The sequence below is a fragment of the Gilliamella sp. CG22 genome, from assembly GCF_046635725.1.
GTDB classification, from domain to species: domain Bacteria; phylum Pseudomonadota; class Gammaproteobacteria; order Enterobacterales; family Orbaceae; genus Gilliamella; species Gilliamella apicola_I.
This window is the reverse complement of the sequence record NZ_JBIDFK010000012.1, coordinates 37,526-51,757: the sequence shown is the minus strand read 5'-3', so window position 1 is coordinate 51,757 and position 14,232 is coordinate 37,526. Positions and strand designations below refer to the sequence as shown.

Annotated in this window: 13 protein-coding genes; 8 read left to right on the top strand and 5 right to left on the bottom strand. The window is 35.9% G+C overall.

What is annotated here, in order from left to right; all coding sequences use genetic code 11:
- Positions 1–73 precede the first annotated feature (73 nt).
- Positions 74–1,465, top strand: coding sequence for a UDP-N-acetylmuramate:L-alanyl-gamma-D-glutamyl-meso-diaminopimelate ligase (mpl, locus tag ACGH46_RS09855; RefSeq protein WP_267350090.1), 1,392 nt, complete (start codon positions 74–76; stop codon positions 1,463–1,465).
- Between the two features lie 196 nt (positions 1,466–1,661).
- Here the strand turns inward: mpl and ACGH46_RS09850 are convergent, their stop codons facing one another.
- Complete coding sequence (locus ACGH46_RS09850) at positions 1,662–3,020, bottom strand: L-serine ammonia-lyase (protein ID WP_267350091.1); 1,359 nt, start codon at positions 3,018–3,020, stop codon at positions 1,662–1,664.
- 329 nt (positions 3,021–3,349) lie between these two features.
- On the opposite strand from ACGH46_RS09850, the gene proS reads away from it, so the two are divergent.
- The 3 genes from proS to ACGH46_RS09835 all read left to right on the top strand — a co-directional run bounded on the left by proS (position 3,350) and on the right by ACGH46_RS09835 (position 7,297).
- A complete protein-coding gene (gene proS / locus ACGH46_RS09845) occupies positions 3,350–5,071 on the top strand; it encodes a proline--tRNA ligase (protein WP_411605490.1) in 1,722 nt (573 codons plus the stop codon).
- Positions 5,072–5,095: 24 nt separating this feature from the next.
- Positions 5,096–5,680 (top strand): tyrosine-protein phosphatase, encoded by a 585-nt coding sequence (locus ACGH46_RS09840; protein WP_267350093.1) that lies wholly within the window; start codon positions 5,096–5,098, stop codon positions 5,678–5,680.
- A 165-nt stretch (positions 5,681–5,845) separates the two neighbouring features.
- Entirely contained in the window at positions 5,846–7,297 is a 1,452-nt protein-coding gene (locus ACGH46_RS09835) for a M48 family metalloprotease (protein WP_411605489.1), read from the top strand.
- A gap of 60 nt (positions 7,298–7,357) precedes the next feature.
- Here the strand turns inward: ACGH46_RS09835 and ACGH46_RS09830 are convergent, their stop codons facing one another.
- Both ACGH46_RS09830 and rluC read right to left on the bottom strand, forming a co-directional pair.
- Positions 7,358–8,020, bottom strand: a complete 663-nt coding sequence (locus tag ACGH46_RS09830) for a histidine phosphatase family protein (protein WP_411605488.1) — start codon at positions 8,018–8,020, stop codon at positions 7,358–7,360.
- Between the two features lie 30 nt (positions 8,021–8,050).
- The gene (rluC, locus tag ACGH46_RS09825) at positions 8,051–9,028 is read right to left on the bottom strand and encodes a 23S rRNA pseudouridine(955/2504/2580) synthase RluC (RefSeq protein ID WP_411605487.1); all 978 of its coding nucleotides are present in this window, start codon (positions 9,026–9,028) and stop codon (positions 8,051–8,053) included.
- A 146-nt stretch (positions 9,029–9,174) separates the two neighbouring features.
- Between rluC and dsbB the strand changes: the two genes are divergently transcribed.
- The 4 genes from dsbB to rapZ all read left to right on the top strand — a co-directional run bounded on the left by dsbB (position 9,175) and on the right by rapZ (position 12,061).
- A complete protein-coding gene (gene dsbB, locus ACGH46_RS09820) occupies positions 9,175–9,705 on the top strand; it encodes a disulfide bond formation protein DsbB (RefSeq protein ID WP_065558397.1) in 531 nt (176 codons plus the stop codon).
- Between the two features lie 78 nt (positions 9,706–9,783).
- Complete coding sequence (gene rluA, locus ACGH46_RS09815) at positions 9,784–10,440, top strand: bifunctional tRNA pseudouridine(32) synthase/23S rRNA pseudouridine(746) synthase RluA (RefSeq protein ID WP_267360896.1); 657 nt, start codon at positions 9,784–9,786, stop codon at positions 10,438–10,440.
- Positions 10,441–10,516: 76 nt separating this feature from the next.
- Positions 10,517–11,113 carry an XTP/dITP diphosphatase gene (locus ACGH46_RS09810; protein ID WP_267380244.1) on the top strand — a complete coding sequence of 199 codons (597 nt, stop codon included), beginning with the start codon at positions 10,517–10,519 and terminating at the stop codon, positions 11,111–11,113.
- A 99-nt stretch (positions 11,114–11,212) separates the two neighbouring features.
- A complete protein-coding gene (gene rapZ, locus ACGH46_RS09805) occupies positions 11,213–12,061 on the top strand; it encodes an RNase adapter RapZ (protein ID WP_411605485.1) in 849 nt (282 codons plus the stop codon).
- On the opposite strand, the gene ACGH46_RS09800 is transcribed toward rapZ, so the two are convergent.
- Both ACGH46_RS09800 and envC read right to left on the bottom strand, forming a co-directional pair.
- Positions 12,062–12,853, bottom strand: a complete 792-nt coding sequence (locus tag ACGH46_RS09800) for a divergent polysaccharide deacetylase family protein (RefSeq protein ID WP_411605483.1) — start codon at positions 12,851–12,853, stop codon at positions 12,062–12,064. It lies immediately after the preceding gene.
- Positions 12,854–12,879: 26 nt separating this feature from the next.
- Positions 12,880–14,088: a murein hydrolase activator EnvC gene (envC, locus tag ACGH46_RS09795; RefSeq protein ID WP_411605481.1), complete on the bottom strand. Its 1,209-nt coding sequence runs from the start codon at positions 14,086–14,088 to the stop codon at positions 12,880–12,882.
- Between the last annotated feature and the right edge of the window lie 144 nt (positions 14,089–14,232).

Sequence of the window (14,232 nt, the reverse complement as noted above, 5' to 3'; positions counted from 1 at the left end):
TTACATTAACCTTTGATATAATTCAGATAAAGACTAGTTTATTAACATAATTTGTAGAGATTGAGGACTAAAAATGCATATTCATATTCTTGGGATCTGTGGCACATTTATGGCAGGAATTGCATTAATAGCCCGTTCTCTTGGCCATAAAGTTACTGGCTCAGATAAAAACGTTTATCCACCTATGAGCACGCTTTTACAAAAAGAGCATATTGACATTATTGAAGGTTATGATCCATCACAACTGACTCCTAGCCCGGATTTAGTCATTATTGGTAATGCCTTATCCAGAGGTAATCCTTGTGTCGAGCATATACTAAATAGTAATATTCCTTATATTTCTGCACCACAATGGTTACATGACAATGTATTAAAAGATCGTTGGGTTATCGCTGTTGCAGGAACGCATGGTAAAACAACCACAGCAGGCATGGTCAATTGGATTTTAGAAAAACAGGGATATAAACAAGGTTTTGTGATTGGTGGTGTACCGGGTAATTTTGATGTTTCCGCTCGATTAGGCGAAGGTAAATTTTTTGTTATTGAAGCCGATGAATATGATTGTTCGTTTTTTGATAAACGCTCCAAGTTTATGCATTACTGCCCTAAAACGCTTATTATGAACAATCTTGAGTTTGATCATGCTGATATCTTTGATGATCTTAATTCAATTCAAAAACAATTTCATCATTTGGTACGTTTAGTCCCTAGCAAAGGGCTGATTATTTCGCCTCAAGATGATGTGAATTTACGACAAGTCTTAGCCAAAGGTTGCTGGAGTGAACAAACTTTTACTGAGTCAGAATCTGGTTGGCTAGCTCAAAGAATTAACCATGACGCAAGTCACTTTGCTGTTTATTACAATAGTCAAAAAGTCGGCGAAGTAGAGTATTCTTTGGTTGGTGAACACAATATGCATAATGCACTCATGTCAATTGCTGCAGCCCATAATGTCGGTATTCAACCGGCTGATGCTTGTTTAGCTCTCAGCTCATTTGTTAATGCTAAACGACGTTTAGAACTTTATGGTAAAGTCAATAATATTGAAATATATGACGATTTCGCACATCATCCAACGGCTATTTTGGCAACCTTAGAAGCGCTACGTAGTAAAATTGGTGCTAATCGTCGTATTCTGGCAGTGTTAGAGCCTCGCTCAAATACCATGAAATTAGGCATATCGAAAGATGAATTAGCGCCGTCATTAGGTCGTGCCGATGAAATCTTCATTTTTCAACCAGAACAGTTACCATGGTTAGTCGTTGATGTTGTTGATGCTTGTATTCAACCGGCTTATTGGTCTGGTGATATTGATTTGTTAGTTGAAATGATTGTTAAATCAGCAAAACCAACCGATGCAATATTAATTATGAGCAATGGAGGATTTAATGGTATTCATAAAAAGCTTTTGGATAAGTTAACAAAACAGCAAAGCAAAGAGCAGGAAGACCAAGATTTAATCTAATTGATTTTTATGCTTGTCGGTATGGCTAGATACCTAGCCTACCATACAAGTATAAATAGCACACCTTTCACAATCTTTTCAAGATATTACAATTTGTTTATCAACAATCAAAATCGGATCGCCCCAATCAGCATTGACTGGCAAAATTGATTTTAAGAAATAGATTTCAAATCGATTACTAATTATAAATGCACTACTAACTACAATGCACCGTTATGGCTAATCCACCCCGTGATGTTTCACGATATTTGGCATTCATATCTTTACCTGTCTCGTACATCGTTTCTATTACTTTATCAAGAGATACAATGGCAGCAGTTGTTCGTCTTAGCGCCATACGTGTCGCATTAATCGCTTTTACTGCAGCAATGGCATTACGTTCAATACAAGGGACTTGTACTTGACCATCTACGGGATCACAGGTTAAACCAAGATTATGCTCCATACCAATTTCAGCCGCCATACACACCTGTTCAGGACTGCCACCCAGTAATTCCGCAAGTCCAGCTGCAGCCATTGAACAAGCTACTCCCACCTCACCTTGACAACCTACTTCAGCCCCCGAAATAGAAGCATTATTTTGGTATAAAAGCCCTATGGCGCCACAAGTTAAAAAATACCGAACATAGGTATCAGGAGTTACTGGATCAATAAACTTATCATAATAAGCAAGCACTGCTGGAATAATACCGCAAGCCCCATTGGTTGGCGCTGTCACCACCCGCCCCCCTGCTGCGTTTTCTTCACTGACCGCTAAGGCAAACATATTTATCCAATCGATAATAATCATCGGATCATTATCATTTTTACTGGTTGATAATTGTCGGTAAAGTGCATTCGCTCGACGAGGTACTTTTAATGCACCCGGTAATAAACCTTCAGTGTGGATACCTCGCTTAATACAATCTAACATGGTTTGTCCAACCAACGTAAAATAGTTGATAATTTCCTGTTGCGAATGGAGTTGTAACTCATTTTTAAGCAGAATGCTTGATATCGATAATGAGTTTTCATCACAGTGCTGCAAAAGTTGTGCTGCCGATGAAAAAGGATAAGGAAAGTCAACCGTATTTTGATCTTGTTGACCAAACTGTGTATCTTCTACAATTTTACCACCACCGACCGAATAATAAGTGGTTTGAGCAAGTATTTGCTCACCTTGATAAGCCGTTAAAGTCATACCATTTTCATGCTTAGGCAAAAAAGTAGAGTGAAATAGAATATTTTCACTTGAAAACGCTATTTCATAACGACCATTATAGATAGATAACCGTTTATTTTGATTCATATTTTGAATAAAAATAGGAATATCATCGATATTAACGGTATCGGGTTTTTCACCCGCTAGCCCTAAAATAATAGCGATATCAGTATGATGACCTTTACCTGTCAAAGATAATGAACCATAGACATCGGCAATAATCTTAGTCACAACAGGCATTTGACCATTATCAATTAACTGATCGATAAATGCTTTGCCTGCTCGCATTGGACCAACAGTATGCGAGCTTGAAGGGCCAATACCAATTTTAAATATCTCAAAAACTGAAGCCATTTGTTTCCTTTATACGGTTAACGTCGATTAAAGTAAGAATAACTATTTGATCAAAGATGATGGCTATATTATGGCGTTAACCATGGCATAATCAAGTATAGAATCAAGCTTTCAATTTAAATCGTAAAAAATTTTGCCCAGCGAAGATATGCGCCTTAGTCATGTTGTTAATTTTCATTTTATCTCTCTTTATTTGCTTAAATTTATAAATAATTTTTGTCGATTACAACAATTACGCATAAAATTACTTTAGTGTTACGCGACGGACTGCTAAACTAGCTCACATTTTAGTATATTCATTAGTACATTATTTTTTTCAGGATAAATTTATGCGAACCAGTAAATATCTTCTTTCTACATTAAAAGAGACTCCAGCAGACGCTGAAGTGATAAGCCATCAATTAATGTTACGTGCCGGCATGATCCGTAAAGTTGCCGCAGGATTATATACTTGGCTGCCCACTGGTTATCGTGTACTTAAAAAAGTTGAAAATATTGTTCGGGAAGAGATGAACAAAGCAGGGGCAATTGAAGTGTTAATGCCAGTTGTGCAACCTGCTGATATTTGGCAAGAAAGCGGCCGTTGGGAACAATATGGTCCGGAATTATTACGTATTAAAGACCGGGGAGATCGTGATTTTGTATTAGGTCCAACCCATGAAGAAGTGATCACTGACTTACTACGCAACGAAGTGAGTTCATATAAACAGTTACCGCTTAATGTTTATCAAATTCAAACCAAATTTCGTGACGAAGTCCGCCCTCGATTTGGCGTAATGCGTTCTCGTGAATTTATTATGAAAGATGCTTATTCATTTCATACTTCACAAGAATCCTTGCAAGAAACCTATGATGATATGTATAAAGCCTACAGTGCCATATTTACACGTGCAGGTTTAAATTTTAGAGCGGTACGAGCTGATACGGGTTCTATTGGTGGCAACTGGTCGCATGAGTTCCAAGTATTAGCCGACAGTGGTGAAGATGATATTGTCTTTTCTACCGAATCTGATTACGCGGCGAATATTGAGATGGCACAAGCATTAGCGCCAACACTAAGTCGCCTTGCACCAACCAAGGCGATGGAACTGGTTGATACACCTAATGCCAAAACGATTGATGAATTAGTTGCACAATTTAATTTACCTATTGAAAAAACAGTTAAAACACTTATGGTTAAGGCGACTAAAGAGAGTGGGCACCAACTTGTGGCTTTATTAGTCCGTGGTGATCATACGTTGAACGAAATCAAAGCGGAAAAAATTGATATAGTGGCATCGCCTTTAGAATTTGCAACTGAAGATGAAATTCGTGCGATAGTGAATGCAGGACCAGGTTCATTAGGACCGGTAAACCTTGATATGCCAATCATCATTGACCGTGATGTGGCAGTCATGAGCGACTTTAGCGCAGGCGCCAATATCGATCATAAACATTATTTCAATATCAACTGGGACAGAGATATCACTTTACCGCGTATCGAAGATATTCGTAATGTGGTTGAAGGCGATATTAGCCCTGACGGTAAAGGAACATTACAAATTAAACGTGGTATTGAAGTAGGACATATTTTCCAATTAGGTACCAAATATTCTCAAGCGATGAAAGCCACTGTTCAAGGGGAAGATGGTCAAAATCATGTCATGATTATGGGGTGTTATGGTATTGGTGTAAGTCGTATTGTCGCAGCAGCGATTGAACAGTGCCACGACGACCGCGGTATTATTTGGCCTGACGCAATTGCGCCTTTTAGCGTTGCCATAATACCAATGAATATGCATAAATCAGAAAAAGTACAAGCCACTGCTGAAAAGCTTTATGCAGATCTACAATCAGCAGGTATTGAAGTACTCTTTGATGATCGTAAAGAGCGACCGGGCGTGATGTTTGCTGATGCCGAACTCATTGGTATTCCACATACTTTTGTCATCGGTGAACGCAATCTTGAAAATGGCGAAGTTGAATATAAACACCGTGCTGGTGGTGAAAAATCGCTAGTAAAAATCGATGAATTGATGACATTTATTAAAAAACGTCTTCAAACAGTTTAAATAAACATGTTCGAATAATTAGTTATGCAAAATACAACACAACAGTTAAAAATGAGTCATAACCGTATTACAACGATTGTGATATGTCTACTACTGCTGTGTTGTATGAGTTTAAATCTCATTGGCTGTCAATCTAAGCTTAATTCTGATTATCAATTACCGGATAATTTTCATCAAGTGTCTAACGATATCTATCGCTCAGAACAACCTTCAATAACTGAATTTAAATATCTTGATAAACTTGGCTTTAAAACCATTATAAATTTACGGCTATTTCACAGTGATCGTGAGTTAGTCGAAAATACACAGATGTCAGAAGTTTGGATTCGAATGCGGGCAGGTGATATTACTGATGAGAAAATGATCCAAGTAATGAAAGCAATTCATACCTCCCCTAAACCGATATTAATCCATTGTTGGCAAGGTAGTGATCGTACCGGCGTCGCTATTGCTATGTACCGTTTGGTTTTTGAAAATTGGACTAAATCTCAAGCTATTAATGAGTTAATGCAAGCTGAATTTGGTCATCACTACAATGTTTATCCCAATATCAAAAAATATCTTGAAACAGTTGATATTGAAAAAATTCGCTCTGCCGTTTTTCAATAAAAAGATAGAAATTTTGATAACCCTAAACAACGTCATTGATTAAAGATGCTATCTGTTAGGCTTATTAACTTTATGTAAAGTTTAATCACAAATTCAAAGTGATATTGTGTTTTTTTTCAGCTAAAATAACTATTAATAATTTTATTATCCCTATGGAATAAAATAATGCTAAAAAAAACAATTGCATTTTTAATCTCGGCTTCATTGCTATTGCAAAATACCTCATTGGTATATGCAGATAACATTAACTTGCCCGATATTGGTACAGCGGCTGCATCAACATTAAGTATCGGTCAAGAAATGGAAATGGGGGATTATTACATGCGAATGTTACGCGCTCAAGCCCCTATTCTAAATGATCCTGTTTTGAATCAATATATTAATGATTTGGGTCAAAAATTAGTTTCAAAATCAGAATCGGTACAAACCCCTTTTCACTTTTATATCATGCGTAGCGATGTCCTTAATGCTTTCGCTTTTTTTGGTGGTAATGTCGTTGTCCATTCTAAGTTAATACTTGATACGGATAACGAAAGTCAACTAGCGTCGGTCATGGCTCACGAAATAGGTCACGTCACCCAAAGACATTTAGCCCGTGCAATCGAAGCCCAAAATCGTAACAGTCCTTATTTTTGGGGAGCTACGTTAGGTTCTATATTACTTACATTAGCAAATCCTGAAGCTGGAATGGCTGCAATGACAAGTACAATGGCGGGGTCTGCACAAAGTATGATTAGTTTTACTCAGAGCAATGAGCAAGAAGCGGATCGTGTTGGTCTTAGGACTTTAGTCAAAGCCGGATTTGATCCTTATGCATCATCTGAATTTTTGCAAAAACTTGCTGACCAAACGCGCTTTAGTAGTAAACCGCCTGAAATATTACTTACTCACCCATTGCCTAATAATCGTTTAACTGACGTTCGCAACCGAACTTTGCAATATAGTAAAAAAAATATTACTTCTTCTCTTGATTACTATTTAGCTAAAGCTCGATTGGCGATTATTACGGCTAAAAATAAAAATGCCGCTTTGTTATTAATTCAAGATTATAAAAAATTAAATAATCAACCAAGCAAAATTGCCATCATATACTGTGGCGCATTGGCGGATTATCAGGCAGGTAAATATCAACAAGCCAAACAGCAACTTCAACCATTATTAGATAGTCAGCCTGATAATCTATGGTTTATTGATTTAATGACTGATATTGATTTAGAACTTAATAATAATAGTGCTGCCATTACACGATTACAGCAAGCTTTAAAAAAATTTCCTAGCAGCACAGCGATACAATTAAATTTAGCGGCGGCTTATAATAATAATAAAAATTACCAACAGGCGGTTAGCCTTCTTCATCGCTATACCCATGATCATAATGACGATATGAATGGCTGGGATGAATTGATTAAAGCTTATGGTGGGCTGCACTCAACAGCACAACAAATGACTGCAAGAGCTGAGCTTATTGCTTTACAAGGTAGATTTGATGAATCTATTCAATTGCTGCAAAACGCTAAAAATAGAGCTAAAGGTGATCAAATCACACTATCTAAAATAGACGCCAGAATAAATCAATTAAAGCAACTGCAAAAACGCTTTGCAAAATACAAAAGGTAAAATTTATAATTTTCTGGCTAATGGCATCCACATTAGCCAGAAAAATATTCATTCAGAAATTTATTTATTGGCTAAATGATCAACGTTATTATAAAACTTAACCGAAAATTGCCCTTCAAGCTGATTTTCATCTTGTTTATAGTTAACCACACTGATACTTGTATTTAACATACGTGGAAAATACGCTTCATCACGGTGTAAACGCCAGTCTCCTCCATTTAAAACACAAAGTAGTATCCGTAATACTGTGCCATGAGAAACAACTAAAATATTACCGGTATCTCGCTTAGTATTTTCGATAATGGTCTTTAATGCTCGCTCCATACGTGCCAAAACTTGTTGATAATTTTCACCTTGATTGACTGTAGCATCAAAGTTAGCAGGATCAGTAAGATAAGTGTTAAATTCTGGAAATGCTTTTTTTAATGTCGGTACATGTTTACCTTCCCAAATACCAAAATCCATTTCGCATAAATCTGAAAGTTCAGCGGTTGGAATAACATTTACATTTTCATTGATGATATAGTCTCGAGTTTCCATTGCACGCTGTTGAGTACTTGAATAAGCCTGTATGAACGGAATATCTTTAAGGTACTTTCCTGTCACCTTTGCACCTAAAATTCCTTCTTCTGTTAAAGGGGAATTCTGTGAGCCTTGCATTTGATCTTTAATATTCCATTCCGTCTGACCGTGTCTAATTAAATATAAATTGATATCTTTCATTGGTGCTAACTACCTTATTTATTTTTTAAATTATACTTGTTTAAATTTATCTTTTCTAAGCTGAGTTAAACAAGCTTGCAATGTGGCATCCATTGGGGCTTGTAATAGCATTTCTTGCTGGGTTTTAGGATGAATAAATTTGACACTCGCCGCATGTAAAAAAAGACGGTTGAGTGTAGTATGTGATAATAATGCATCAAATTGGCGATCCCCATAACGATCATCAAAAGCAATCGGATGATTAGCATATTGCGTATGAATTCGAATTTGATGAGTACGGCCTGTTACAGGACTGGCTTTTATCAACGTGGCAAACTCAAATCGTTCTTCTACTTTAAATCGTGTTTCTGAAGGTTTTCCTTCTTTATCAACTTTCACCACTCGTTCACCACTTTTGAGCACATTTTTTAGCAATGGTGCTTGAATCACTTTACATTCAGAAGACCAATTGCCTTTCACTAACGCTAAATAATTTTTTTGCATCTGCTTTAGACGAAGCTGTTCATGCAACGCTTTTAATGCAGAGCGTTTTTTAGCAATCAACAGTACCCCTGATGTTTCACGATCGATACGATGCACCAACTCTAAAAATTTTGCTTCAGGCCTTAACGCGCGTAATCCTTCAATCACACCAAAACTTAAACCACTGCCACCATGCACCGCAATGCCCGAAGGTTTGTTGATAGCTAAAATCATCTCATCTTCATAAATAATTGCCTTTTCTAATTCGGCCACTTTATTTAATTTTGTTGAGATTTCGGGCGTGGCTTTTTCAGCAACTCGAATAGGAGGAATACGAACTTCATCGCCAATATTCAATTTGTATTCTGGCTTAATACGTTTTTTATTCACTCGCACTTCACCTTTGCGTAATATACGATAGATCATACTCTTTGGTACACCTTTCAAATAGGTGAGTAAAAAGTTATCAATACGTTGAGTCGCATTTTCTTCAGATATAGTCACAAAAGTAACGTTTAATTTTTTTTGTGGAGCGTTTGTGTGCATAAGAGATGATTAGTCCGCTATCAATGAGTAAAAGTCGTTTACATTATTCTTAAATAATCTACACTAATCTTAATTATAATTAGGTAGTTTTTTTCAGTATAATAAAAGCAAAACAATTATAACGGAATCTGGGAGAATAAAATAGTATGTTATCGCTGCTTAATCAGTACTCACGTAGAAGGTTTGCTTGGTTTTTACTTTTTCTTTCAACCGTTGTTTTTGAATTAATTGCTCTACATTTTCAATACAATTTAGGTCTTGCACCCTGTACATTGTGCATTTATCAACGTTGTGCAATATTTGGTATCATGATAGCAAGCTTTATTGGATTTCTGGCTCCTCGCAAAACATCTTTTCGTTTAGCCGGTATTTTTATTTGGCTTATTAGTGCATTTCAAGGTTTTCGATTAGCAAAATTCCATGCACAACTACAGTTCGAGCCAAGCTTTGGTGATACGTGTTCAATTAAAACTGAATTTCCATCCTGGTTACCTTTAGATACTTGGTTACCTGAAGTATTTAGTGCTTATGGTTCTTGCTCTGAAAAAATCTGGTCATTTTTAACGATTGAAATGTCACAATGGATGATCATCATTTTTGCTTGCTATTTTATTGTGGGTCTGATCATATTGTTTATGCAGCTCTTTTCACCGAAAGAATCAACATGGCATAAGTAAACAATTTATAGAACTGGCACTTTTTGTTGATTTTGCTAGAATATATGGCAATTTTTAGTTATTAATTGTCATATTTAAATGCTTTTGGAATATCATCCCCCTACTGATCCTTGGCTGTCAATTTTATATCAAGACGATCATATCGTTGTTGTTAACAAACAACCGGGAATCTTATCGGTTTCTGGTAATAAACCACAATTTATTGACAGTATCATTCATCGTTTGCAACAAAAATATAGTTATGTGGAATCGGTACACCGTTTAGATATGGCAACCAGTGGCATTATGGTTGTCGCATTATCTAAACTTGCCGATCGAGAAATTAAAAAACAATTTCGAGAACGTATTCCTAAAAAAACCTATATCGCGGTTGTGCATGGACATGTTGAGCAAGACACCGGATCTGTTGAATTACCACTGATTTGTGATTGGCCAAATCGTCCTAGACAAATGGTAGATAAGGAAAATGGCAAATATGCATTAACAGAGTATCAAGTTATTGCAAGAAATCCCGATAATACAACTCGCATTAAATTATTTCCATTTACAGGACGCTCTCATCAACTGCGTGTGCATATGCAAGCTATTGGTCATCCAATTTTAGGCGATAAATTTTATGCCCATCCAGAAGCTTTCTCGATGTCAAAAAGATTACTATTGCATGCACAATTATTAACAATTAATCATCCTAAATCAGGTGAAAACATGACTTTTACTTGTGATCCTGAATTTTAAATAAGTAAATATAAAAAACACTTATTATGTTTAAGCAATCAGCTCAAATATTAAGCCAATAGGTTAAGGAACCTTTATGCAAAAAATTGTTTTAGCAACCAATAATCAGGGTAAAGTCAATGAATTACAAAATTTACTGGCTGATGCGGGTTTTGATATCATCGCACAAAGTCAGTTTAATCTCCCTGATGCCGATGAAACAGGTTTAACATTTGTCGAAAATGCCATTATAAAAGCGAGATATGCTGCAAAATTAACTGGGTTACCCGCCATAGCCGATGATTCAGGGTTAGTTGTGGAAGCACTTAATGGTGAACCGGGTATCTATTCTGCACGTTATGCAGGCGAGCACGGTAATGATGAAAGTAATAATCAAAAATTATTACAAGCATTACAACCTATTCCTCAAGAAAAGCGTTCCGCATATTTTTATTGTGCTCTAGTTTTTATGCGTCATGAAAACGATCCTACTCCCATCATCTGTTTAGGCAAATGGAATGGCTTAATCTTAAATGAATTAAAAGGTAAAGGCGGTTTTGGTTATGATCCTTTATTTTATGTGCCAGAACTAAATTGTACTGCCGCTGAGCTGACTAAAGAACACAAAAGCCAAATTTCCCATAGAGGGCAAGCTCTTAAACAATTGATTAAAGAAATAAAAACTAAATATTAAAAATATTTAGTTTGTTGTAATATTGTTTATATTCCAAATTGCAAGTTTACGAATAAACGTTATATACTTACATGCATCAATTATATCGGAGTTGAAATTGTGATCCTACTGATAGTAAGTGGCCGTTCAGGTTCAGGAAAATCGATTGCATTACGTGCGTTAGAAGACATGGGTTTTTATTGTGTTGATAATATTCCTGTTGCTTTATTACCACAATTAGCTGATTCACTCAAAAATAATAAAACCCCTGTTGCTGTGAGTATTGATATCCGTAATTTACCAATCAATTTTGATTTTGATAAAGATATATTTCAACGTTTACCTCAATCTGTTTCGCCTGAGATAATTTTTTTTGATTGTAGCCGTAATACGCTTATCCGTCGTTATAGTGAAACAAGACGAATTCACCCATTGGCTAATCAGCAATTTTCCCTTGAAGAAGCCATCGATCAAGAAGAAAAGTATTTAGAACCCTTAAAATCTCATGCTAGTTTAATGATTAATACTGATAATCTTTCCGTGCATGAACTATCAGATATTTTACGATCTCGTATTTTAGGCAAAAAAGAGCGTGAACTCACCATGATTTTTGAATCATTTGGTTTTAAGCATGGTTTACCGGTGGATGCAGATTTTGTCTTTGATGTTCGTTTTTTACCGAATCCACACTGGGATGTATCGTTAAGACCACTAACAGGATTAGATGATCCGGTCAAAAACTATCTATTAAAACATGATGAAGTGACCAATTTTATTTATCAAACTGCAGATTATTTAAAAAATTGGTTACCAATGTTAGAGAAAAACAATCGAAGTTATTTAACTATTGCAATTGGTTGCACAGGTGGTCAACACCGTTCCGTGTTCATTGCTGACCAGTTAGCTGATATTTTTCGAGCTCAAAATAAACAAGCCCAAGTCCGTCACCGTACTTTAGAGAAGAAGTAATTATTGCTGAATTATTGATAAATAATAGATTTCATAACCTATTTTTTCAAATATTTTGTATATATCTTTGAAGGTTAATGTTGGTTTTTCGGGTAAGGATTCTGGATGAATTAATTGACTAAGTTTAACAAGTTGTATATCTGAAGGTAATTCGGACAGCTTTTTTGTTAAGACGTTCACCGTTTGTGGATAAGGATGACCAATAACAATTGCTTGCCCCTTTTTTCGGGCTAATTCAATAGCAATATCAAATTGGTAAGCAATGGCATTTTCATTCTGTTTATCATCAAGAAAAACATCTCGTACAAGAACAGGTATATTATAGTTTTGAGCCGCATTAATTACCTGCGTTTTACCTATTGTTTTGCTGTCTAAATAGAAGAATGAATAATGGCTAAGTGCTTTCATAACATGCTCCATACCTTTAAGGTCAGATGTCATTAAACTTCCCATATGATTATTCACGCCAATTGCATAAGGTACGCGCTCAACTGCATTGGCAATAATTTGATTAACTTCTTCTTCCCCCATATAAGGAAATAGTGTCTCTTTTTCTAACGGTTGTTTAGATAATGGTGCCATGGGTAAGTGAATAATCACCTCATTACCTTGTTTATTAGCTAAGGTAGACATCTGTTTGGCATGGGGTGAATAAGGCAAGACTGCAATCGTAATATTAGGTGATAGTGAAATAATTTTTTGTTCATTTTGCTGACGATAACCGAAGTCATCAATAACAATAGCCAGTTGTGAAGCAAGTCCATTATTAATAGGGAATAATAACAGACTCATAAAAACTAAACTTACACAGCGTACAATCATTTTAACCATCCACTCGGATCTAGCGCTTTACCATCACGCCGAATTTCAAAATAAAGTCCGGGATTATTTTGACCACCACTCGAGCCAACAATTGCAATTGATTGACCGGTTTTAATTTTATCCCCAACTCCCACTAAAACACGCTGATTATATCCATATAAGCTCATGTCGCCTTTTCCGTGCTCCAAAACCACCATAAATCCATAGCCTTGTAGCCAACTGGCTAATAACACTCTTCCATCAGCAATTGCTTTGACTGTCACACCATTTTTCGCATTAATGACCATACCTTTCCAGTATAATTCGCCCTGTAATGCCTCACCAAATCGATGTGCCACACTCCCACTTACCGGCCAGTTAAATTGATGAGCCGGTTTGCCAATACCACTCACTCTTGCCATGAGTGATTGTTCATCTGAGCTCAATGTATAGTTATTATTTTTTTGTTTTTCTTCAATATTTTTAGCTTGCCTTGCCTCTTCTTCTGCAATCCGTTGGCTTTCTTTTTCTGCTTGAGCGATTTTTGCTTGCAATTTCGCTTCGTTTTCACGTAGTTGCGCTAATTTTTGTTGATTCTGTTGCATAGATGATTCAAGCGATACTATCGTTTTTTTACGATTTTGACGATTTTTTTCAAGCCTCAATTGTTCTTGCTTTTGTCTATTTTGTAATACTTTATGAGAGGACTCTTTTTTTTGCAAAGCAGCTTTTTTTTCACTTAATTGTAATTGGGTCTGTTTAAGCTCATTAATTAATTGCTCTCGAGCTTGGTTAATGTATCCGTAATACTGAATAATTCGTTCGTTACGTTCACCCTTTTCCCCCGAAAATACCAGTTCTAATCCGCTATTTTTACCAATTTTAAATGCACCAATTAATTGTTTAGCTAACACTGCTCGTTGCTGTGTTTGCTTATTAACCAGCTCATCTATCTGGTCAATCATTATATGAATTTCTTGATTAAGTTTTTTTAACGATAAATCATTTTTTTCAATTGAGGTCAACAAAATTGCTATTTCGGTTTCTTGCTGTTTAAGGTCTTTGACTAATTGAGTGCGTTGTTTATTTTGTTCTGCTATTCGATTTTCTTGTTCTTCAATTGAACGACGCAAAGACTCTAGCCTCTGATTATCATCAGCGTGCAAAAAACTAACATTGATTAATGTTATAAAAATAACGACAACAATTTTTTGATAAATAGACATGGTGTTTTATTTTAGATTTATTACCAAGCAATAATGATAATGTCACTATACCGACAAATAGGTAAAGATGCAAAATGTAAACCACATTAAGATAGTTAAGTAATATATTATGATATGAAGCGATTAGACATTTCACAAGCACTC